Source organism: Desulfovibrio sp. SGI.133 (assembly GCF_050313955.1).
Taxonomy (GTDB): Bacteria; Desulfobacterota; Desulfovibrionia; order Desulfovibrionales; family Desulfovibrionaceae; genus Desulfovibrio.
In genome coordinates this window covers 43,617-66,814 of record NZ_JBNPMK010000006.1, presented here as the reverse complement: position 1 = coordinate 66,814, position 23,198 = coordinate 43,617, and the positions used below count along the sequence as shown (strand labels likewise).

At 60.7% G+C, this 23,198-nt stretch carries 16 protein-coding genes and 1 tRNA gene; 12 read left to right on the top strand and 5 right to left on the bottom strand.

Annotated features, from left to right (window positions below; genetic code table 11):
* The 4 genes from ACQRBR_RS08770 to ACQRBR_RS08755 are packed head-to-tail and all read right to left on the bottom strand — an operon-like array spanning position 1 to position 6,463.
* Entirely contained in the window at positions 1 to 3,123 is a 3,123-nt protein-coding gene (locus ACQRBR_RS08770) for a virulence factor SrfB (RefSeq protein ID WP_427812785.1), read from the bottom strand.
* A 2-nt stretch (positions 3,124 to 3,125) separates the two neighbouring features.
* On the bottom strand, positions 3,126 to 4,442 hold the full coding sequence (locus ACQRBR_RS08765) for an SrfA family protein (protein WP_321031054.1): 1,317 nt from the start codon (positions 4,440 to 4,442) through the stop codon (positions 3,126 to 3,128).
* On the bottom strand, positions 4,439 to 5,626 hold the full coding sequence (locus ACQRBR_RS08760; protein ID WP_427812784.1) for a S1 family peptidase: 1,188 nt from the start codon (positions 5,624 to 5,626) through the stop codon (positions 4,439 to 4,441). Before ACQRBR_RS08760 ends, ACQRBR_RS08765 begins: the two co-directional genes overlap by 4 nt.
* Positions 5,627 to 5,683: 57 nt before the next feature.
* Positions 5,684 to 6,463 (bottom strand): glycine zipper domain-containing protein, encoded by a 780-nt coding sequence (locus tag ACQRBR_RS08755; RefSeq protein WP_303879110.1) that lies wholly within the window; start codon positions 6,461 to 6,463, stop codon positions 5,684 to 5,686.
* Positions 6,464 to 6,643: 180 nt separating this feature from the next.
* Here ACQRBR_RS08755 and ACQRBR_RS08750 point away from each other — a divergent pair, with 180 nt between their 5' ends.
* The 6 genes from ACQRBR_RS08750 (at position 6,644) to ACQRBR_RS08725 (ending at position 13,458) form a co-directional block, all read left to right on the top strand.
* A complete protein-coding gene (locus tag ACQRBR_RS08750) occupies positions 6,644 to 7,597 on the top strand; it encodes a TAXI family TRAP transporter solute-binding subunit (protein WP_204674880.1) in 954 nt (317 codons plus the stop codon).
* A gap of 43 nt (positions 7,598 to 7,640) precedes the next feature.
* Positions 7,641 to 8,150: a DUF1850 domain-containing protein gene (locus ACQRBR_RS08745; protein ID WP_303740096.1), complete on the top strand. Its 510-nt coding sequence runs from the start codon at positions 7,641 to 7,643 to the stop codon at positions 8,148 to 8,150.
* A gap of 88 nt (positions 8,151 to 8,238) precedes the next feature.
* The gene (locus ACQRBR_RS08740) at positions 8,239 to 10,305 is read left to right on the top strand and encodes a TRAP transporter permease (RefSeq protein ID WP_303879111.1); all 2,067 of its coding nucleotides are present in this window, start codon (positions 8,239 to 8,241) and stop codon (positions 10,303 to 10,305) included.
* Between the two features lie 633 nt (positions 10,306 to 10,938).
* Positions 10,939 to 12,249: an ATP-dependent protease ATPase subunit HslU gene (gene hslU, locus ACQRBR_RS08735; protein WP_204674871.1), complete on the top strand. Its 1,311-nt coding sequence runs from the start codon at positions 10,939 to 10,941 to the stop codon at positions 12,247 to 12,249.
* A gap of 301 nt (positions 12,250 to 12,550) precedes the next feature.
* Entirely contained in the window at positions 12,551 to 13,279 is a 729-nt protein-coding gene (locus ACQRBR_RS08730) for an endonuclease (protein ID WP_427812783.1), read from the top strand.
* Between the two features lie 92 nt (positions 13,280 to 13,371).
* Positions 13,372 to 13,458, top strand: a tRNA-Leu gene (locus ACQRBR_RS08725).
* Positions 13,459 to 14,562: 1,104 nt separating this feature from the next.
* On the opposite strand, the gene ACQRBR_RS08720 is transcribed toward ACQRBR_RS08725, so the two are convergent.
* Positions 14,563 to 15,045 (bottom strand): hypothetical protein, encoded by a 483-nt coding sequence (locus tag ACQRBR_RS08720; protein ID WP_427812782.1) that lies wholly within the window; start codon positions 15,043 to 15,045, stop codon positions 14,563 to 14,565.
* Between the two features lie 598 nt (positions 15,046 to 15,643).
* On the opposite strand from ACQRBR_RS08720, the gene fdnG reads away from it, so the two are divergent.
* The 6 genes from fdnG to ACQRBR_RS08690 all read left to right on the top strand — a co-directional run bounded on the left by fdnG (position 15,644) and on the right by ACQRBR_RS08690 (position 23,171).
* Complete coding sequence (gene fdnG / locus ACQRBR_RS08715) at positions 15,644 to 18,685, top strand: formate dehydrogenase-N subunit alpha (RefSeq protein ID WP_303879123.1); 3,042 nt, start codon at positions 15,644 to 15,646, stop codon at positions 18,683 to 18,685.
* A 48-nt stretch (positions 18,686 to 18,733) separates the two neighbouring features.
* Positions 18,734 to 19,393, top strand: a complete 660-nt coding sequence (locus tag ACQRBR_RS08710; RefSeq protein WP_303879124.1) for a 4Fe-4S dicluster domain-containing protein — start codon at positions 18,734 to 18,736, stop codon at positions 19,391 to 19,393.
* 68 nt (positions 19,394 to 19,461) lie between these two features.
* Positions 19,462 to 20,421 carry a formate dehydrogenase accessory protein FdhE gene (locus ACQRBR_RS08705; RefSeq protein ID WP_303740098.1) on the top strand — a complete coding sequence of 320 codons (960 nt, stop codon included), beginning with the start codon at positions 19,462 to 19,464 and terminating at the stop codon, positions 20,419 to 20,421.
* A gap of 77 nt (positions 20,422 to 20,498) precedes the next feature.
* Positions 20,499 to 20,879: a cytochrome c3 family protein gene (locus ACQRBR_RS08700; protein ID WP_168936419.1), complete on the top strand. Its 381-nt coding sequence runs from the start codon at positions 20,499 to 20,501 to the stop codon at positions 20,877 to 20,879.
* 313 nt (positions 20,880 to 21,192) lie between these two features.
* Positions 21,193 to 21,768: an FmdE family protein gene (locus ACQRBR_RS08695; RefSeq protein WP_239465054.1), complete on the top strand. Its 576-nt coding sequence runs from the start codon at positions 21,193 to 21,195 to the stop codon at positions 21,766 to 21,768.
* Positions 21,769 to 21,833: 65 nt separating this feature from the next.
* Positions 21,834 to 23,171, top strand: a complete 1,338-nt coding sequence (locus ACQRBR_RS08690) for a glycerate kinase type-2 family protein (RefSeq protein ID WP_427812828.1) — start codon at positions 21,834 to 21,836, stop codon at positions 23,169 to 23,171.
* Positions 23,172 to 23,198: the final 27 nt, after the last annotated feature.

The following is a 23,198-nucleotide window of genomic DNA, read 5'->3' as shown; positions in this document are numbered from 1 at the left end:
CTAGTTGGCGGCGTTCACGACGCCGGTATCCAGCCAGTAGCCTTCGTCCGTGGGCAGGGTCTGCAGACGGATCTCCAGATCCCGGGGCGAGACGAAGTTGCCGGCATTGTCCGTGATGGCGGTGATGCTGAATTCCCCTTCGCTGCGTTCTTCCCGCTCGCCGTTGCTGACGGGCATGCCCTCATCGTCCAGCATCTCGGCCACGTTGAGGGTGACGTCCACCTTGTAGGGCAGACGACCGGAGGCGCGGGCGCGGGCGTCTTCACTGGCGAAGGTCAGCAGGTGGTAGCGGGTGGCGGGCCAGCGTTCGGCCCCCAGCTGGCGGTAGCCGATGCCGAGCTGGCCGTTGAAGGCCACGGTGCGGTTCAGCTCCACACCGCTTTTGGCGTCCACATCCACCTTGAACCAGACCTTGGGGGCGCGCAACTGGGTATTGATGTCCAGCTCGCCGATATAGCGGGCGGTGGAGGTAAGGCGCAGCGCATTGGAATCGAAGGAAAAGCCTTCGATATGTCCTTCAGCCAGAGCGCAGAGGATGGCGCCCACGACCACGGTGGTCTTGGGATCCTGGATGCGGCCCAGCGTATCGGGGAAAGGATACCAGCTGCCCACATGATAGCGGCGCATGGGGATGATGCGGTCCGGCGGCACGGGCAGCTTGGCCATGACCGTGGAGGCGACCACCTTCCAGGCGCTGGGGCGGCCCGTCAGCAGCAGCATGTCGGTATCGTACAGGTGCACCAGTTCGCAAAGGGCCGAGAGCGTGGGGGCCAATGTCCTCTGGATGGTGGCCTGGAGTTTTTGCGGGCTGACCGTGATGGGCACATCCATGATGGAAAAGTCGTCCAGACCGGGCACCGTGTCGCGCACCAGGGCCGTCACGGCATCCAGGGTGGACTGCTGCGGGCGCAGGGCCAGGATGGCGGGGCGGAACGTGCCGCTCTCCGCCGGGGGCTCTTCTTCCCCGGTTCGGCCGTTTGCCGGGGCATCGCCCACGGCAGGCTCGAAAAAGTCCCCCAGGGTGCAGGTCTGGTCCAGATGGACGTCGCTGTCCTGCTCGCACACGCGCAGCAAACCCAGGGCCACAGGCAGGGCCATCTGCCGCACCAGGCGGATGCGGGTGTTGCGCTGCTCCTGCGACATGCCGATGGTATCGCGGCCGAAAAGCTGGGCCAGCAGCAGGCGCGGCTCCTGGACGCCCCGGGCCTGCAGGGCATCGGAAACGGCCGGGATGACGTGCTGGAGCACCACTTCGCGGGCCACTTCGTCACCGGCGATGTTGAAGCCGTCGCGGAACTCGGTATGCGGCACGATGCGGGCCGTGTCGCCCTCGCCGCTGGCCAGTTCGTAGGTGGTGATGGACAGGTCCGTGGTGCCGCCGCCGATGTCGATGGACGCGATGCGCACGCAGGGATGATCGCTGTAGCGGGCGCGCTTTTTGCCCATCAGGCGGAACAGGTGGTGGGCGTCCCCATGCTGTTTGACGGTAAGCTCGTTGTAGAGCAGCACCAGCTGGGAGCAGCTGGCCTCGTCCCAGTCACAGCGCACCAACGGGCTGGTGCGGTAATCTCCGGACCGGATCCTGTTCTGTTGCTGCGGCGGCACATACCATTCCGACCAGCCGAGGCCTTCCCAGATGACCTTGACGGCCCAGAGCACCCAGCGCCGGAAGATGCGTTTTTCCGCCACGGGCATGGCCGTGGGCACGGTGAAGATGAGGCGGCGCAGACGCCGGGGCAGGTTGGGCAGCCGTCCCCGGGCACGGGTGGCGGGCGAATTGATGGTGATGAGCGTCTGGGTGAGGATCTCGCCCAGCATGAACATCATCAGCGAGGAGCGCGTGAACAGGGACTCGAACACCGGTTCGGGCTGCTGCTTCTTCAGGGAAGGGCTGCGGCGGAACAGGGGATCGTCAAAGCAGGAGAGCGGCGTGCCCTGCGGATTGAGCTGACGGGCGAACAGGCCGCGGTTGACCATGGGCTCGGTGTTGCCGCTGGTGTTGTAGCGCCAGGTCTGCTGCCACGGACGCTCGTCCCACAGGTAGCGCTTGGGGCTGGACATGCCGGTGGTGCCTTCCGCGCAGACGGCCTGCGTGGCCAGACGTGCCGCCTCGGGACCGATGCGCACGGCCGAGGGCCAGGCAAAGGCCGGGGTCTGGCGGCCGGAGCGGCGGCTCAGGGTATCGTTGCCGAAGGTGGCGTCCACGAATTCCACCCGGGTCTCGAACGGATCGGCGTATTCCAGATCGGGCTGGCTCAAATCGCGCAGGCGCAGCACATAGCTCTGGTTGAGGTCGGTGCTGCACTGGGGCGGCGTCTCCACCAGGATGCCCGTGGTGCGGGAATTGCCGATGTCCAGGATCAGGTCCACGTCCACCGGCGTGTCCCGGGCAGGATTGATGACCTGCACGGCCACGTCCTTGACGGCCAGACGCACGATGTCCAGCCAGGTGAGATAACTGGCCAGATGCTTGAGCACATAGGGATCTTCCTCGCCCCAGGCCGCGCCGCGGCGCTTGCCCTGGTTGCGTGCCGTGTACAGTTCCAGCAGCCACTGATCCACCCAGGCCTCGTTGAGGAACCAGGAATTGTCCCGCACATGGTGAGCCAGCATGAAGTGCCCGTGGGCGCTGACATCCTGGGGAGACAAGGCGTGATAACGGTCCTCGCCGGCGGGGCGCTCTTCCACGGTGGTATCGAAGATGATGACCACGCGCAGCATGTTCGGGTCCTTGCTGGAAGGCATGACCCGGGCCCGGGCCCAGTTGGAGGGCCCGCATTCGAAGCATTTGCCGCCGTCGGGCCAGCACTGTTCCAGCGTGCGCAGGAAGGGCACGGGCAGCCACTGGCCGTCCCAGGTCTTGAGCTCTTTAGCGGCCTGCATGGAGTAGGTATCGCCCGTGTATTCCTTGCCGGTCAGCTGGTCGGTGAAGACGTTGTCGCGGTTCTCCAGACAGTGGAGGAAATGCGTATAGCGGCCGCCGCTGCCTTCTCCCTTGAGCTCTTCATAAAAATAGCGGACATGCTTGCCCAGGGCTTCCAGCGGCAGGGCAAAGTCCAGGAACTGGGGACATCCGCCGGGGATGATGCTCACGGGCGAAAGGTAGTGGGGAATGGCATCCATGCTTATTTCCTCTTGAAGTCAGCTTTCCAGCGCAGGTTGCGCTTGCTCTGTTCCACGCCCTGGCAGCGGGTGCTCTTGTCGTTGCCGGTACACTGTACCTGCTGGGGCACATACTGGTTGCCCTTGGGGCAGGGGGCCGACCCGGCCCGCCAGACAAGGCGGTTGCCCTCGAATTTGGCCGTGGCCGGGCCGCTGCAGACCTGGCCGTTCTCTTCGCGCACGAAGCGCCGTCCCTGGCCCTTCTTGTCGAAGCAGTACTCAGCGATGATGGGCGTATTGGACGGATGCGAGAACAGGCCCGTATCACTCTGCCAGCAGCCTTCCAGAAAGCTCAGGTCGTTCTTCTTTGCCGCATCGGCGGGGATGTTCAGGTCCTCGTTCTTGCGGGGCTTGGGCTTCGGTTCGGGCTTGGGTTCCGGTTTGGGCTCAGGCTTGGGCTTCGGTTCCGGCTTGGGCTCGGGCGCAGGCTCGATGGGTTTGTCAGGCACCAGCTGGGGCGTGACCACTTCAGGATCGGGCTTGGGGGGCTCCGGCTTCGGTTCCGGCTTGGGCTGCGGCGGTTTGCAGAGCAGGGCTTTTTCCCGCAGCTGGCGCAGCAGCTCTTCCAGCTCGTTCCGCTGTTTTTCCGCTGCCTGGGTGGCCTGATCGAGACGGGGATCGGCCGCCGGTTTGAGGCAGGAGGCCGGCAGGGGAGAGGGCAGGATGCCCAGAGCCGCCAGCAGCAGCCAGAGCAGGAGCAGGGCCAGCAGAAGCGGCAGCAGCCAGCCAAGGCAGCCGCTGCCGGCAGCGGCCACAGGCACGGCAGCCGCAGCCACGGGGGCCGCCGCGGCTGCCACGGGGATGGCACCGCCCAAACGGGTGAGATCCTGCGGCATGGCGCCGACGGCTCCCGGGGCAAAGCCCCAGTTCACCAAAACAGGCTGGCCGTCCACGGACCAGAGATCGTCTTCATGGGGGTGTTGCAGGACCAGGGCGAGCATCTGGCCGGCAAGGGCCTCGCGGCTTTGGGCGTCCTTTCCCCATTGTTCCGACAGGTGCAGGATGTCCCGGGCCAGTTCACCGGCGCGGGCCCGCAGGCGCTCCGCCTCTTCGGCAGGAAGCGCACTCACCGGGGTGGCGGTCCCGTTCACGCTGGCGTACCAGTCGATGCGCTGCTGGCCGGGATCGTGCTGAGGCTCGGCGATGAGGGCCGCATGGGCCGGGCTCAGGTGCTGGGCGATGATGCTGCTGACCTGAGCGTGGCAGTCTGTGGCGAAGATGCCCTGGCTGGCCAGAGCGCGCATGGCATTGCGCTGGCTGGTAAGCAGAAAAACGCTCATGGTCTCACCCCTTTCTGGTCATCGGCCTTTTCATCTTGTGCCTGAGCGGCGGCAGGCGTTGCTGCGGCCTGGGAGAATCCGATGCCGATCTCCCGCAAATAGGCGGTGATGCTGCTGCCCACGATGGCGATGCTGGACTGGCGGTAGGAGGCATCATCGAGTTTGATGAAGGTATTGATACCCACTACCTGGCCCTGTTCATTGACCAGAGGGCCGCCGCTGTTGCCTTGCGAGACCGTGGCCGTATGCACGACCAGTGGCGGGGTGCGTTCCAGGATGACGCTGACCACGCCTTCCGTGTACACCACCTCGGGCACGGCCGAATCGTTACCTTGCAGCAGGGCCATGAATTTGGGATCGTCGTTGGTCACGGCGCCGGGGAAGCCCCAGGCGCTGACGCGCTGCGTGCGCTCCACTCCGGGGGCGAATTCCAGCGGCGTGATGGCTGCATCGGCAGACAGTTCCAGCAGGGCGAAGTCCCGGCCGCCAGCCGCGCTGCGATGGCGCACGGTGGCCTGCAGGACGCCTCCCGTGGCCTTGTTGATGAGGAACGCCTGGCTGGCATTACCCACCACATGGGCATTGCTCAGCACATGGCGGCGGGAGATGAAAAAGCCGGATCCCATGGACAGGCCCTGCGGCTGCCGGGCCAGCACGAGGACCGTGCCCTGTTCCAGCAGCTGGGCCATGCTGCCGGGACGGGCAGGGGCTTTTTGCGGTGTGGCCGGTGTGCTTTGGGGCGCCGCATCGGACGGGATCTGCAGAGGCTCGCCGGAGCGGCCGCCGGGCACGACACCGGGGACAGCGTCAGGAGGGGGCGGCAGCTGCGCCAGTTTTTCCTTGATGACGCAGGGCTCTTCCTTGAGCAGGGCCCGCAGCTGGGCCAGATAGGCGTCCATCTCGGCATTTTTGGCCAGCTGGGCGTTCAGGGCGGCTTCCTGGGCCTGTTTTTCCGCTTCGGCGGCCTGCCATTGCTTCCAGAACAGCCAGCCGAGCAGGGCCAGGATCAGCAGGAACAGCACGATGCCCCAGAACAGGGGACGGCGGTACCAGGGAACAGGGACAGGGGCGCCCTGGGGGGCGTCCGGATTGCCGGAGGGATTTCCACCGCCGGCGGTGTGTGCGGTGTCGGCGGTATCGGGGCGGGGGACATCAGCGGTGTTTTTGCCGGGATCGTCAGCCATGAGGGTATGCTCCGAAAAAAGGGCGCACTTCTCGTGGGAAAGAAGCGCGCCCTGCTGTTACAGCATCAGATTGTTGACGGTCTGCTCGTACGTGGCCAGACGCATGTCCACGTCCTGGCGGGTACTTTCCAGCTCGCGGCGGGAATTGTTCCAGGCCTTCTTTTCCTTGCGGGGGGCCTGCTGGCGCTGGGAGACCTGTCCCTTGGCCTGAGCTTGGGCCAGGGTCTTCTGGTATTCGGCGTCGCGCTCGATGACATGGTCGGAGGTGAGCTTCAGGATACGGGAGGTTTCCTCAAGGCCGCTACGAATCTCCATGTAGCGGTCCTGGAAGTCCTGCCGGGTGATAGCCCCGGCCTTGTACTGGGCCGCGGCCTTCTTGAATTGCTCGTCATAGCAGCGGGCCGAGAGGCGGGCGGCGGCAGTGGCGCGATCCATGCCTGCGCTGTCCTCGCCCAACTGGGCGGCATAGCTGGCCAGCAGCCGGCGGTCGTTCTCCCGCTGCTGGGACTTGCCGTAGATGTTCCCGCCCACGGCACCCGCAGCACCACCGGCCACAGCACCGGCCAGGGCGCCTTCCACCTTGCCGGTGGCCAGACCGCCGATGAGGGCACCCAGCAGGGCACCGCCCGCGGCACCTCCCGCCGTGCTGTTGGTGACCCTGTCTTCATCGGCCCGCAGCTGGGCCACAGGGGAATAGCACTGAGGGTAATAGTTGACCTGTGTCGTCTGTGCACCGTATTTGCTGGCGCAACCGCTGAGCAGGGCGATGCACGCCACTGCTACGACCAGAAGGCTGAGATGACGCTTGACCATGTGGATCTCCTTGGCTGGATGCATGGTGTCTCGCTATTTCCATAATATGCCCTTGCCGGGGAGCAAGTCAAATGGCGTGCCCTAATGGGGGGTACAGGGCACGGCTGATTTGCCCTTTTTGCGCATTTGGTATATACTCAATGATGGTAGTGAGAACGCCATTTTAGTGGATGCGTTCTGTAACCTCTTTTCGGGAGAAGCCTTATGAAAAAAGTTCTCAGTCTTGTCCTGGCAGCTGGTCTGCTGCTGGCCGCCTCGCTGGCCAATGCCGACACCAAACGCCTGACCCTGGCCACCGGCGGGACCTCCGGGGTGTATTTCCCCCTGGGTGGTGCCATTGCCCAGGTGATCACCAACAAGAGCGGCGGTGCCATCTCCGTGACGGCCCAGGCTACCGGTGCTTCCGGTGAGAACATGCGTCTGGTCCAGGCTGGTGACGTGGACTTCGCCATGGTGCAGAACGACGTTGCCGACTCCGCCTTCAACGGCCTGGCTCCCTTCCGCAGCAAGCTGGACAACGTGCGCGTCATCGGCCGTCTGTATCCTGAATACCTGCACGTGGTGGCCAGCAAGGACAGCGGCGTGAAGGCTCTCGAAGATTTCAAGGGCAAGAAGGTCTCCGTGGGCGCCCGTGGCAGCGGCAACGAAGTGAACTGCCGCCAGATCTTCGGCTTCTACGGCCTGGATTACAAGAACATCGAACCCATCTTCCTGCCCTACGGTGAAACTGCCGACCAGTTCAAGGACCGCCAGGTGGACGGCTTCGTGTTCACCATCGGTACGCCCAACCCCGCCATCCAGGATATCACCACCGCTCAGGAAGTGGTCTTCGTGCCCCTGGCCGGCCAGAAGGTCGACGAGATCGTCAAGAAGTTCCCCTACCTGGTGAAGGACTCCATCCCGGCCGGTACCTACCTGGGCCAGAAGGACGCTGTGCCCACCCTGTCCGTGCAGTGCATCCTGGTGGCCAACAAGAATATGCCTGACGACGTGGCCTACACCCTGACCAAGACCCTGTATGACAACCTGCCCGACGTGGCCAAGGCTCATAACAAGGGTGCCGAGATCTCTCTGGAACACGCCGCCGACGGTGTGACCATCCCCTTCCATCCTGGTGCTATCAAGTACTTCAAGGAAAAGGGCCTGGACATCAAGTAGGCTGAGTTCTCAGGCAATAAACAGTTGATTCGGGATTATGATGATGCGGCGCAATACCATTGCTTTTTTGCTGGTCATGCTGGTCTGTATGACAGGCGTGCTGTGGGTTGCGCCGCATCTTTTTTCCAGTGTGCAGGCGCAGGACGTCCAACGCCTGGTGCTGCGTGACAGCAGCGGCAGGGAACTTTTCAGCCGTCCCGCACCGGACGGTAGCGAGTTTGCCATTCGTTACAGGCATTCCGTCGCTCTCAGTCCGGTGGAGGACTGGTTCAGTGTCAGCGGGGGCTGCATCTATCTGGAAAAAACGGTTTATCAGGATTTCGGGGCCGGACTGCCGCATCAGCCGGGCCCGGGACAGCGGATGTATACGGAAAACGGAAAAGTTGTCATCAGCGGCTATCATATGGCCCTGCCTTCCTTTGATGTGCGCGTGGGACGTGTGGCGAACCACACCTTGCTGCTGCCTGAAGAGGGCGGGGGACAAAAGGAGATTCCGCTGAATTCCCTGCTGGAACCGGGACAAGCCATTACCCTTACAGTCGTTTTACCCTGATAATTTTTGGACATTGACTTGGCGTGAAAGGACACGCCCGCATACTTACACAGGACATGAGAGGATGAGCCACGAAAAAAGAATGCATATGATCGATGAAAAAGGGGCAGGGGGATTTGCCCTGGAAGAAGGCCACAAACTGGATTCCAGTGCTGTGGAAAAGATCCAGGAGACCGTAGACGTCTCCGAGATCGTTGCCAAGTACGACAAGGAATCCGTTTACCGCTCCTTCAAGGGGTGGCTCGATATCTTTATCAAGATCCTTTGTATCGCCTTTTCCGCTTTTCATCTGTACACGGCCGCCACGACGCCCTTCGCGCCCCAGATTCAGCGCGCGGTGCACCTGGGCTTTGTGCTGACCCTGATCTATCTGCTGTATCCTGCCCGCGCCACGGGCAACATGAACAAGCTGGCCTGGTATGACGCCATCCTGGCCATCGCCGGGGCCGTGGTTTGCGGTTACATCGTCTGGCAGTATGACATCATCGTGCTGGATGCCGGTCCGGCCACCGAGCTGGACTTCATCATGGGCTGCGCGTCCATCCTGCTGGTGCTGGAAGCTACCCGCCGCATCGTGGGTATCCCCATCACCCTGGTGGCCGTGGTCTTTCTGCTGTACGCCAAGTTCGGCAACCTGATCCCCGGCATGCTGGGGCATCCCGGTTTCTCCGTGCAGCGTATCGTCTCGCACATGTATCTGACCACGGAAGGCCTGTTCGGCATGCCTCTGGGCGTGTCGGCTTCCTTCGTCTTCCTGTTCATCCTGTTCGGTGCCTTCCTGCATAGCACCGGTCTGGGTAAGTTCTTCATCGACCTGGCCCTGGCCGCTGCCGGCCGCTATGTGGGCGGCCCCGCCAAGGTGGCCGTGCTGGCCAGTGGTTTCTTCGGTACCATTTCCGGTTCTTCTGTGGCTAATACGGTGTCCACGGGTACCTTTACCATTCCGCTCATGAAGAGCGTGGGCTATCGCGGTGCCTTTGCCGGCGCCGTGGAAGCCGCCTCGTCCACCGGTGGCCAGATCATGCCGCCCATCATGGGGGCTGCGGCCTTCATCATGGCCCAGTTCCTGGGCGTCGGTTACGTGGAGATCGCCAAGGCGGCCCTGGTGCCCGCCCTGCTGTACTACCTGGCCGTGGGCTTCATGGTGCACATGGAAGCCAAGCGTCTGGGCCTCAAGGGTATCCCCAAGGAACGCCTGCCCCGCACCTGGGTGGTGCTGCGTCAGGGCGGTTACCTGCTGATCCCCATTATCGTGCTGATCTACATGCTGATGCAGGGGTATACGCCGCTCAAGGCCGCCTACTACTGCATCGTGACCACTGTGGTCATCTCCCTGGTGGCGGAAAACTGGAAGACCTGGCATGGTGCCCGTTACAGCAACGAAAATGTGATGAGCGCCCTGGCCCAGACCAACTTCCTGTCCCTCAAGGGCGTCCTGCAGGCCATGGAAAATGGTGGCCGTCTGGCCCTGGGTGTGGCTGCCGCCTGCGCCTGCACCGGCTTCGTCATCGGTGTGGTGACCCTGACCGGTCTTGGCCTGAAGCTGGCCAACGCCATCCTGACCATCTCGGCCGACAGCTTTGCCCTGACCCTGCTGCTGACCATGCTGGCCTCCATCGTGCTGGGCATGGGTCTGCCCACCACGGCCAAGTACATCGTGTTGGCCACTATCGCGGCCCCGGCCATCATGCATTTTGGTGTGCCTGCCATGGCGGCGCATCTCTTCATCCTGTACTTCGGCATCCTGGCCGACCTGACGCCTCCGGTCGCCCTGGCTGCCTATGCCGCGGCAGGGATTGCGCGATCAGAACCAAACGCCACAGGTTTTATGGCAGTCAAGCTGGCCTTGGCCGGCTTCCTGATCCCCTACATCTTTTGTTACAACCCCGGCCTGCTGATGATCGGTGCCTCCGGTTGGGAAGTGCTTTTCTATGCTTCCACCGCGGCCCTGGGCATCGCCAGCCTGTCCTTTGCCAGCGTGGGTTACTGGCTGCGTAACCTCTACTGGTGGGAACGTCTGATTCTGCTGGCGGGTGCCATCACCCTGATCACCCCCGGTGCCATCACCGACGCCATTGGTTGCGGCCTGCTGGTCGTGATCTATATCAGTCAGAAGATGCTGACCTCGGGCCCTGTGAGCAAGACCGCTGAGTAAGGGCTGCGGTAAAGCAGATAACAAAAAAGGCCGGTTTATCCGGCCTTTTTTGTTTTTGTCGTCTGTTGATATCGTGTTGAGAAGAGAGGAGAGGCAGATACGGCTGCCATACAGTATACTTCAAACAGTCAGTTCTGAAGGAAGCCCAAGATTGGCGCGGCGCGTCCAGATGCCGGAAAGGCCGTGAGGAGCAATTTCGTTTAGGGCTTGTCGTCTTGCTTGTTTTTCTCTGGATCCCGTCCCGGCATCAGGCACCAGACAGCAAGGCCCCCCAGGGCAAACAAGGTCAGGTCCCGATGCGGAAAGGCTGCCAGCGCCAGTAGTATCAGAATGGCCAGCAGGCATAAGCGGCAGGTACCGCGTATCGCCATGCGCAGGAGCAGAAGGAGAACGGTTATGCCCAGCAGGGGCGGCAGCCAGTCCAGCCCCGGAGGTAAAGGAGGAAGGTGGAAAATATGAGGAAGGTGCATGGACCACGATAGGAAAAAAGCAGGTTCTCGGCAATGGGGCCATTGTCAGAGGAAAAATCATGCTCATATATAAGAAGGCATGACTGCCGGAAAAAATCGCCGGACCGCCTGCACAGGTTAGCCGGCTGGAAAATAGAGCGTCGAAGGACGCGCAGGAGATGCAATGAGCACACTCACCCCGCGTGAAATCGTGGCAGAACTGGATAAATTTGTGGTGGGACAGGAACAGGCCAAGCGCATGGTCGCTGTTGCTGTTCGTAACCGCTGGCGTCGTCAGCATCTTCCTGAGGAGTTGCGTGATGAGGTCGCGCCCAAGAACATCATCATGATGGGTCCCACCGGTGTGGGCAAAACGGAGATAGCCCGCCGTCTGGCAAAGCTGAGCGGAGCGCCCTTCATCAAGGTCGAGGCCACAAAATTCACGGAAGTGGGCTATGTGGGCCGCGATGTGGAATCCATGGTGCGTGATCTTATGGAGATCGGCATCAACCTTGTGCGCGAAGAAGAAAATGCCCGAGTCCGAGCCGCTGCCGAAGCTGCTGCCGAGTCCCGCCTGCTGGATCTGCTGCTGCCCAATTCTTTTGGTGGCGATCGTAACGACACCCGCGAAAAGCTGCGCCAGCAGTTCCGCTTGGGCTTCATGGACGACCGTGAAGTGGAAGTCGAAGTGACCGAGCAGCCTGCCCAGGGCATGGACATGTTCGCCATCCCCGGCATGGAGCAGATGGGCAACCAGGTGCGGGACATGTTCAGCAAGGCCTTCCCGCCGCGCCGCAGCCGCCGCAAGATGAAGGTCCGCGAGGCCTACAACGTCCTGATCCAGGAGGAATCCGGCAAGCTGGTGGATCAGGAGGCCTTGGTGGACAAGGCTCGCGAGCGCGTGGAGCAGATGGGGATCATCTTCATCGACGAGATCGACAAGATCGCCAGTTCTTCCCAGAACCGCACGTCCGACATCTCGCGCGAAGGCGTGCAGCGTGACCTTCTGCCCATCGTAGAAGGCTCGGCGGTCAACACCAAGTACGGCATGGTGCGCACGGATCATATTCTGTTCATCGCGGCCGGGGCTTTCCACTTCAGCAAGCCTTCCGACATGATCCCCGAACTACAGGGCCGTTTCCCCTTGCGTGTGGAACTCAATGCCCTGGGCAAGGATGAATTCCTGCGCATCCTGACGGAACCCCATAATGCCCTGACGCGGCAGTATGCGGCCCTGCTGGGGACAGAGCAGATCCGTTTACAGTTCTCGGAAGACGGCATCGAAGAGATCGCCGCGTTTGCCGAAGAGATCAATGCCACCAGCGAGAATATCGGTGCCCGCCGCCTGTACACCATCATGGAAAAGATCCTGGCGGACATCTCCTTTGATGCGCCGGACATGCCCGGTGCGCAGATCGTGGTCAACAGGGCTTATGTGCAGGAGCACCTGCGTGATGTCCGAGAAGATCAGGATCTGAGTCAGTATATCCTGTAACTCTATGATCCCGTTGCCCCGCCTGGGGCAGGATAGGAAAGGGCCTGTCGTTCGCGATGGGCCTTTTTTTATTGATATTTTGCCGGGGGCTTTTTTAAGAGGAGCGCGTCTTGAAAAATAGATATAGATAATCTTATATAGTCTCTAAAAATTGTCCGTAGATTTCACCTTCTGGAAGGGACGTGCCTCATAGCCAGGCCTTGTGCGGACATTTTTCGAGGGTATCGTCATGAAGAGAATTATGTGGTTGCTATGGGCATTGCTACTGGTGCTTCCTGTACAGGGCAGGGCAGCAGGCAATATGCAGAACGAGAGTTTTGCCAAAGCCAAACGGCTGCTGGAGCAGGAAGTCTACTATGACCATCGTCAGACGCTTTATTGTGGCGCTTCCTTTGATGAGCATAAGCAGATCCAGTTGCCGCAGGGATTTACGGCAGATAAGCACCGGAAGCGGTCTTCACGGGTAGAGTGGGAGCATGTTGTTCCGGCCGAGAATTTTGGTAGGGTATTTTTAGAGTGGCGAGAAGGTCATGCCCTCTGCGTGGATCGCAAGGGCAAAGCCTTCAAGGGGCGTGCGTGCGCGGAAAAGGTCAATGCCGATTATCGCCGCATGCAGGCCGATATGTATAACCTGTACCCTGCCATAGGTTCGGTCAATGCCGTACGCTCCAACAAAAATTTCCAGATGCTGGGGCCTGATGTCCCTTCGGCTTTTGGTTCCTGCCCCATGAAGATCAGCGGTAACAAGGTGGAGCCGCCGGAGCGGGCACGCGGGCAGATCGCACGCTCCAGCCTGTATATGGCTGATAGTTATGGCGAGCATTATCGCCTGAGCCGTCAGCAACAGCAGCTCATGCAGGCCTGGGCGCGACAATATCCCGTGGATGCCTGGGAGTGCCGCCGGGCAAGCCGCATCGAACGCTTGCAGGGCAATGAGAACAGGTTCGTCAAGGAGTCTTGCTTGTCTGCGGGCCTTTGGCCGGAGCAGGAGACAGCGTTTTTTCTGGAAGACGATGCAGGCATTTTTTGAAGAAATGCAGGCAACAGGACGTAAAAAACTTGACGAAGACACCTATCCCCTGTAATCTTTAAAAGCTTTGTGGGCTTCTGGCCTGCGACTACGCCGGGATGGTGGAATTGGTAAACGCAACGGACTCAAAATCCGTCGGTGGCAACACCTTGCGAGTTCGAGTCTCGCTCCCGGTACCATAAAAATCAAGGGTTTACGGTTTGCCCGTGAACCCTTTTTTTGTGCCGAAATTTCAGACCTAAGTCCGTGCGCATACATTTGCGGCGCTATTGGCAGCAATTGGCGCGCGTATTGGCAGCAGAAAGGCAAAAATCGAGGCGGGATTTCTCCCGCCGCTTTTGTTAATCCGGCTGTCGTCTGAGGCTTGGTAGAATCGGAATGCGCAGGCGCTTGATCCTGTCCGTTTTGAGGAAGCGGACGTAGGGTAGTGGCGCAGGTTGATTTGCTTGGCCCGCAGGTAGATGTCGTACCGGCGGGAGACAGGCTCAAGCCCGCATCAGGCGCCAAAAGCCCCCGTTCCGTAATGGAGCGGGGGCTTTTATCGTATGCCGCCTGAAAACTCCAGTTTAGGAGGCGGTCTGCAATCCTGTTTCGGATGACTGGCACCGGCACGACGGGCTCAACGTCCCGTCATTGCACACGATGCGCCCCTGATAACATCGCCCAGACACGCCCCCATGCCACGAGCAGCAGCCACGCTGCGCGTTCAGGACCCCTGCCAGCGGGGCGTCATCTCCGTACGAGAGGTCGGAGCCACACTGCGCGGGCTGCGTTTGGGGCATCTTTCCTGCTTCTTCTGCCCATGCCGGCAGAGCAAAGAGCATCCCTGACAGCGCTACTGCACCCAGGATCTTCCAATACACCGTTTTCATCTTCCCCTCCTTTTGCCGCCCCGCCTGCTGGCAGGACAGATTTTAAATATATATTATTAGATATATTGCCACGCAAATTTTGGCGGGGCAACGGGCCCGGAGGAGGGAAGAGCAATGGGGCAGGAAAATAGAAAGGGGCGACCCCTTTCCATTCTGGACAGGGCTCGATGGGGAAAATTTGAAAGGACGCAAGATGCCCGTATACCGCCGAAACGGTATGAGGGTATCCTTATTTATATGATATAAAAGTATTTTTATAGGGACTCAAATCCCGTCGGTGACAACACCTTAACCAAGGCGAGGGAAATCCTGCTTTTTTGAACATCTTGTATGCGTTCAAACATAAACAACGGCCCTCGTCCTAGCCGGGACGGGGGCCGTTACTTGTGCAACGCTGGGGGAGTGCAGCGGCTAGAAATCAGTGGGGAAGAGCTTGCTGTCGGTAGGCTTGAGATTGTCCTTCAGCATCTTCTTGCCGGCATCGAGGGAGGCTCCCATGATGGTGATGACGCTGCCAAGTTTGCCGTTGGAAGTGAAATAGTTGATGCCATTGGCAGGATCTTTTGAAAATTCGACAAGATAGGAATCGCCGGAGGCCACAGGTTCAGAGACCGTGAAACCGGCAGTTTTCATGTTGGTAATGGTCTGGGTCGCAAGATCCTTGGCGGGAAGCGGAACAGGCATGACAGCCACAGTAACAACGGTCTGTTCGGCGGCATTCTGGAGGATGACCATGGTCGCGCCCTGGGCAGACTGCACAGGCTGGGGCTGTGTCCAGCCGGAGGGAAGGTTCAGAGTAAAGTGATCGGTCTTTACTTCAGCAGCCAACGCTGCGGATGCGCAAAGAAGGATACCCAGGAGACAGGTTGCCGTAAGCGTCAGGACTTTCTGCATATGATCCTCCCTAAGAGTTTGAAAAAGCCTAAACGTTTCTTGGTAGATAGGCAACAGGCAGAAGGTAGTCCTTCGAGGGCGGGTCTTTGAGCAAGCTGTCCAGATGTATATGACATCTAAAATAGGCGAGATCTTCCTGGCCGATTGCTGGGACGTGTTCTCACGGTCAGATGCGGGGCTTACAGAAAACATACTGGGCCGCTTACTTTTTCTGCATGCGGCGACGAGCAGTCTATCCATAGGAGGTTGCAAGAGGGCTCGCCGCATGCTTTTTTGAGGAAAGATGGCAGCATCCGCGCGAAGTCAGCCTTGTCGATTTTTCCTGTTTGCCTCGTAAATTCGCAACGAAGGAAGGAGCTTATCCGGGCAGACTTCCTGGTTGAGCGGATGCTCTTGTCCCGTTTTGAACAACGTTGTTTATTTGTCGTATCCCCTTGCTAACTTTCTGTTTCGGTGCTACGGTTTCATAAAATATTTTTTGTGGGGCGTCCCGTTTCAGGAACGCTTCACAGAAAAAACGTGCCGGAGCTCGCAGCCGTCAGGCAAGCACTCCCTCCGGCATGTTCCCTGTTTCATCCTGACCCAGGAGAGGAAGCCTATGAGCTACACACGAAGGGGATTCCTGAAACTGGCAGGCGTGAGTGCCCTCTGTCTCTCGCTCAGCCAGTTCGGTTTCAACCTCGGCGAGGCCCAGGCCTATGCCGGGAGTCTCAAGATAGAAGGCGCGAAGGAAGTCATCACGATCTGTCCGTTCTGCGCTGTCTGCTGTCAGGTCATCGCTTACGTGCGTGACGGCAAGCTCGTCAGTACGGAAGGCGACCCTGACTTCCCTGTCAACGAAGGTGCCTTGTGTGCCAAGGGCGCAGCCCTGTTCTCCATGTACACGAACCCGCACCGCCTCACCAAGCCTTTGTACCGGGCGCCCTACAGTGAAAAGTGGGAAGAGAAGGACTGGGGATGGATGCTGGAAAAGATCGCCCGTCGCGTGAAGGATACGCGTGACAAGGATCTTATCCTCAAAAACAGCAAGGGCCAGACGGTCAACCGTCTGGAAAGCATTTTCATGATGGGCACCTCGCATGCCTCCAACGAGGAATGCGCCGTTATCCATCAAGCCATGCGCGGCCTGGGTGTTGTCCAGATGGACCACCAGGCCCGGGTCTGACACAGCCCCACTGTTGCGGCTCTGGCAGAGTCGTTCGGACGCGGTGCTATGACCAACCACTGGATCGACATCAAGAATGCCGACGTGGTTCTTATTATCGGCAGCAATGCCGCTGAACATCATCCTGTTTCGTTCAAATGGATCATGCGGGCCAAGGACAACGGTGCGGCGCTTATCCACGTCGACCCCAAGTTCTCCCGTACGTCCGCCCGTTGCGATTATCATGTGCCGCTGCGCTCCGGTACGGATATCGCGTTCCTGGGCGGTATGGTCAACTATATCCTGGAATCGAACAGCTATTTCCACGATTACGTCGTCAACTATACCAACGCCTCGTTCATCGTCGGCAAGGGCTATGACTTCAAGGATGGCCTTTTCAGCGGCTATGACGCCAAGGCGCGCAAGTATGACCAGAGCAAGTGGGGCTTTGAAAAGGGCCCGGACGGCGCTCCGCTGCGTGACGCAACGCTGAAGCACGAACGCTGCGTCTTCAACCTGATGAAGAAGCACTATTCGCGTTACACCCTGAAGAACGTCTCCGACATCACGGGTGTTTCCGAAGAGAACCTGCTCAAGGTCTACAAGCAGTTCTGTGCCACCGGCAAGCCGGACAAGGCCGGTACCATCCTGTATGCCCTGGGCTGGACCCAGCATACCGTGGGCGTGCAGAACATCCGCTGCTCCACGCTGGTGCAGCTGTTGCTGGGCAACATCGGTGTGGCCGGCGGCGGCATCAACGCCCTGCGTGGCGAGCCCAACGTGCAGGGCTCCACGGACCATGCTCTGCTGTACCATGTGCTGCCCGGCTATATCGGCCTGCCGCTGGCTCCCTGGCAGACCCTGGCCCAGTTCAACAAGGCCAATACCCCGGTCACCAAGATCCCCAACAGTGCCAACTGGTGGGGCAACCGGCCCAAGTACTTCGCCAGCCTGCTCAAGGGCTGGTACGGTGAAGAGGCGAAACCGGAAAATGACTTCTGCTACGGTCTGCTGCCCAAGGGCGAGCCCGGAGCGGACTACTCGTACATGTATGTCATGGACAAGATGTACCAGGGCAAGATCAAGGGTGGTTTTGTCTTCGGCGTCAACCCCATGAACAGCTTCCCCAACACCAACAAGATGCGCAAGGCTCTGGACAATCTGGACTGGATGGTCTGCGCCGAGCTGCACAATTCCGAAACCACGGACAACTGGCACCGTCCCGGCGTCGACCCCAAGAAGATGAAGACCGAAGTCTTCCTGCTGCCGTCGGCGCATCGTGTGGAAAAGGCCGGTACCATCAGCAACAGCGGCCGCTGGCTGCTGTGGTTCGACAAGGCCGTGGAACCCGCCGGTGAAGCCCGCAACTTCGCCGACATGTTCGTGCCGCTGATCAACAAGCTGCGCGAGCTGTACAAGGCCGAGGGCGGCAAGCTGCCCGAAGCCCTGCTGAAGATGAACTGGCCCGAAAAGTACGACCCCGAAGAATGGACCCGCCGCATCAACGGCTTCTTCTGGGCCGATACCAAGATCGGCAACCGTCTGTACAAGAAGGGCGACCTGGTCCCGGCGTTCGGCAACCTGCAGGCCGACGGCTCCACCTCGTCCCTCAACTGGCTGTACACCGGCAGCTATACGGAGGATGAAGGCAACAAGTCCAAGCGGCGCGACCCGACCCAGACGCCCATGCAGGCCGCCATCGGCCTGTATCCCAACTGGTCGTGGTGCTGGCCTGTCAACCGGCGCATCCTGTACAACCGCGCTTCCGTTGACCTGAACGGCAAGCCCTACAACCCCAAGAAGGCCGTTATCGAATGGGACGGCAAGAAGTGGGTGGGCGACGTGCCGGACGGCCCCTGGGCGCCGCAGGCCGATACCAAGAACGGCAAGCTGGCCTACATCATGACGACGGACGGTTACGCCCAGCTGTACGGTCCCGGCCGTCTGGACGGCCCGTTCCCCGAGCATTACGAACCGGCAGAAACGCCCGTGGCGCAGCATCCCTTCTCCAAGCAGCTGAGCAGCCCGGTCTACAAGTTCCATACCAGTGATATGGACAAACTGGCCAAGGCGGCCGATCCCAAGTATCCCATCGTGCTGACGACCTACAGCATGACGGAACACTGGTGTGGCGGCGGTGAGACCCGCAACGTGCCCAACCTGCTTGAAGCCGAGCCCCAGCTCTACGTGGAGATGAGCCCCGAGCTGGCCAAGGAAAAGGGTATCGCCAACGGTGACGGCGTGATCGTGGAAAGCGCCCGCGGCAAGGTGGAAGCCATTGCCATGGTGACGGTCCGCATCCGTCCGTTCAAAGTCATGGGCAAGACAGTCCATCTGATCGGTATGCCCTTTGCTTATGGCTGGACGACGCCGAAATGCGGCGACTCCACCAACCGTCTGACCATTGTGGCCTGTGACCCCAACACGACCATCCCCGAAGCGAAGGCCTGTTGTGTGAACATCCGCAAGGCGGACAAGTTGACGGAAATTGCTTAACCAGCACCGGGCGTGCCCTTCGGGGCACGCCCCCCAAGGAGCAAAGATATGCCGAAAGCATTTTTAGTCGATACCACACGCTGCACGGCATGCCGCGGCTGTCAGCTTGCCTGCAAGGAATGGCACGATCTGCCCGCCAACGAGACCAAGCAGCGGGGGAGCCATCAGAATCCGCCGGATCTGAACCCCAACAACTACAAGATCGTTCGTTTCCACGAGCATCTGGATAAGCAGGGCAACGTGGTCTGGAACTTCTTCCCGGACCAGTGCCGCCACTGCGTCACGCCCATCTGTGTGGACGTGGCCGACATGGCCGTGCCCGGCGCCATGATCAAGGACCCCAAGACCGGTGCCGTGCTGGTGACCGACAAGATCCAGAAGCTCAGCGAGCAGGACATGGCAGACGTCATCCATGCCTGTCCGTACAATATCCCCAGGTATGACAAGGTTAAAAAGACCCTTGCCAAGTGCGACATGTGCGCCGACCGCGTCGCTGCCGGGATGCTGCCCGCCTGCGTCAAGACCTGCCCCACCGGGGCCATGGCCTTTGGCGAACGGGACGAGATCCTGGCCCTTGCCAAAAAGCGGCTGGAGGTCGTCAAAAAGACTCATCCCAAGGCATTCCTGGCAGATCCTGACGAAGTCAGCGTGATCTACCTGCTTGCGGAGGAAGCCGAGTTTTATCACGAATACGCGACCTTCGGCTAAATGTCGTTGCCTTCTCCCTGTTCCCACCCTCTCTCCGAAGCCCGCAGGCTTCGTTAGCCGGAGTATCCATGGCCGCATCCTGTCAAAGCGTGGAAGAAACCGTCAGCGGTATCCTTGCCCGCCGTCCTGTCCTGTCCCCTGTCCTGCAAGCCTTTGCCCCGCTGCTGGCTGCCCGGGCCGCGCTGCCCGAACAGCTCAAGCCCCTGCTGGAATCTGCCGGCATCCGTCTGCCCGAGATGCAGCGTGAGCGGGCCGCACAGGGCTATCCGCTGCTGGCGGAGATGTCGCTTGCCGGTATCGGGACAGCCCTCAGGGCCGCGGCCGAGACCCTGATCCCGCTGCTTGCGGCCCAGGATGTGGTCAGGCCGCATGAGGCGAAGCTGCGGGCGTTCTTCCTGGATGCTGCACAGGGGCCTGAGGCTCCGGTGGCCCTGGCGGAAGCCGTGCTCAATGAAACGGCCGAGAGTGCCGAAAGCGTGGGAAAGATAGCGGCGCATCTGGATATCCCTGTGCAGGTGCTGCTGTTCGCGTTCAGCTTTATGCTGGGGCCTGTCCTGCGGGCCCTGGTGGAGCTGTCGCCGCATGGGAACGGGAAGGAGGCCCCCTGGAACGTGGAAGGTGCCTGGCGGCAGGGCTATTGCCCTGTCTGTGGATCCGGGCCTTCCATAGCGTATCTGGACCGGCCTGTTTTTGATGAGAAAAACGCGTTCCTGGCGGGCGGTGGCGGCAAAAAGCACCTCCACTGTTCGCTGTGCGGCACGGACTGGACCTTCCGCCGCGGGGCTTGTCCCTTCTGCGGCGAAGAAGGGGCAGGTGTCATGGAGATCCTGAAAGAAGCGGGGAATGCCCTGGGCGAGCGCCTGGACTGGTGCACCCGTTGCAAGACCTACTGCCCGGCGGTTGACTTGCGTGAGCGCGATACGACGCCCGATCTGGACGTCCTGGCGCTGGGGATGCTCCATATGGATATGGTCGCGGCCAAAAAAGGCCTGCAGCCCATCCATCCCGCTTTCTGGAACACGTTTTAGCACGAGCTGCCGTGGCTGCCTTGCGGCCAGCGGTCACTACGAGGTAACGCATGAAACGAGCGCTCATTGCGATATGTATGCTGTCATTGATCGGCGGCGCGGCCACTTGGGCCGTGGCTGGCGACGCCAAGGCTCCGGACAAGCCCATCGAGCTCAAGAGTTCAGAACATAAAAAGATGTGGGTGAAGTTCAACCACGCTACCCATGAGAGCGTGGAGTGCGATGTCTGTCATCACGCGGCCCCCTCTGATGCCAAGGATGCCTATGTGTCCTGTGGCGCAAGCGAAGAATGCCACTCCCTGAAGGGGACGCGGGAGCGTGATCCCCAGAGTCTGTTCTGGGCGTATCATACCAAGAATTCCGAGCGTTCCTGCTATGGCTGCCATACGGCCATGCTGGGACCGGGTTGCCGTCCGTGCCACATGCCTCCCCAGGGCGGCGGCGCCGAAGGAAAGTAAGTCACAGTCTGTCTGCTGCCCCGCAGGGAGAGATCCTGCGGGGCAGTTTTTTCTGGAGTCCGGACGGTTGCCGGGTGCGGCTATGCGCGCTTGATCGTTCCTTTTGGGAAGGTTTTTCCGACCCATGCAGTTTACAGGGCTGCAACAAGCGGGTATCTTTATAAAATAGGTCCTTCGGCACGGCAGGCGGCCTGTCTGGTGTCCTTGCGTGCCTGGACTTTCGGATTTTGGCCTTCCCGAAAGGCCGAAGAGGAAGCCCGCGGATGGTCGGGCAATATGCGGAAGAGTCGCAGGATTTTCAATGGAGACACGCATGCGGATCGGAAAGTGGGATCACGACGCCTTTGTGGCCGTGGTAAAGGATTTTCATGGCCATGTGGCCCCCGGGGTCATCATCGGCGGATATATGGTGGAAATGGCACGGCGTACCCTGCCGGAAGGCATCCTGTACGACGCCGTTTCGGAAACGGTCCAGTGTCTCCCGGATGCCATCCAGCTGCTGACCCCCTGCACGGTGGGCAACGGCTGGTTGAAGGTCTATCATTTTGGTATTTATGCCCTTTCCCTGTATGACAAATATACGGGGGAAGGGACGCGCGTCCGTCTCAACGTGGAGGCACTGGATGCCTACCCGCATGTGCGGGCCTGGTTCCTCAAGGAAAAGCCCAAGCGTGAGCAGGAGCCGGAACTGCTGCGTGAAGAGATCCGTACGGCCGGCATGGACCTGCTCCAGGCCGCTCCTGTGCGTATCCATCCTGACTTTTTGGTGAAGAAGGGCAAAGGCGTCGTGCGTCGTTGCCCGCGCTGCGGGGAATGGTATCCGGCAGTGTTGGGCGATCTGTGCCGTCGCTGTCAGGGGGATGGCCCCTACCTTGCCGGAAAGGAATAGCCCTGTCGTTCCGGGCCCACGGAAAGCATACCGCCGTGGGCCTTTTTTTTTCAGGAGAGATCGTGATGGAACTGGAAGCCCGCAAAGCCGTACTGTATTCCATTTTTGATGCCGGGGTGCGGGCTGTGGCTCCCGATGCGGCCCTGATGCGGCATGTCTGTCTGGAAGGCGACAGCCTGCTTGTGGACGGGAAGCGCTGGCCGCTGCCGCGCCGGGGCCGTTTGCTGGTACTGGGAGCCGGCAAAGGGGTCGCGCCCATGGGCGCTGCCGTGGAAGAACTGCTGGGGGATCGCATCCATAGCGGGCTGCTGGTGGTCAAGTACGGCCACGGTCTGCCGTTACGGCAGATCACCCAGGTGGAGGCCGCCCATCCTGTCCCGGACGCGGCAGGTGCAGCAGCCACGCAGGCATTGCTGGAGCTGGCCGCCGGGACGACGGCAGACGATCTTGTCCTCTGTCTGCTCACAGGCGGGGCCAGTGCCCTGACGCCGGCTCCGGTGCCCGGCGTCACTCTGGAAGATATGCAGCAGGTAACGGAGCTGCTGCTGCGCAGCGGTGCGACCATCGCGGAACTCAATGCCGTCAGGAAGCATCTGTCCCGCTTCAGCGGTGGCCAGCTGGCCCGGGCGGCTGCTCCTGCCGGTGTGGTGAGCGTGATTGTTTCCGACGTGGTGGGGGACGCTCTGGATGTCATCGCCTCAGGCCCCACAGCGCCCGATGCTTCGACGTTTGCGGACTGCATGGACATCCTTGCCCGCTACGAGCTGGCACCGGCCATGCCGCCTGCTGTCCTGGATCATCTTCACAAAGGCTGTCTGCGTCAGGAAGCTGAGACGCCCAAGCCGGGGGATGCCTTGTTCCGGCATGTGCAAAATGCCCTGGTCGCCACCAACCGGCAGGCTCTGGATGCGGCGGCGGAGCAGGCCCGGCAACAGGGCTTCCGTCCTGTCATCCTGACGGACAAAATGGTGGGGGAAGCCCGGGAGAAGGCGGCCCTGCTGGTGGCGCAGGCCCGGCAGATGGCGGCCGAACTGCCGGCGGATGCACAGCCTCTCTGCCTGCTGGCCGGCGGTGAGACGACGGTGACGCTCCGCGGCAGGGGCAGGGGAGGGCGCAATCAGGAAATGGCGCTGGCAGCCAGCCTGGCTTTGCAGGACTGCCCGTATGTCTGCGCCCTGTTTGCCGGTACGGACGGCACCGATGGCCCCACGGACGCTGCCGGGGGATGCGCCTGGGCCGGGAATCTGTCTGTTACGGGAGTGGAACAGGCACGTCATGCCCTAGAAGAAAACGATAGTTATCCGATACTTCACCATTGCGGCGCCCTGCTGCGAACCGGTCCCACACGGACGAATGTGATGGATCTGGCCGTGCTGCTGGTCTGGCCGGAAAAGGCTCAGTAAAAGTTTTTTCTTTGCGGTCATAGCTTG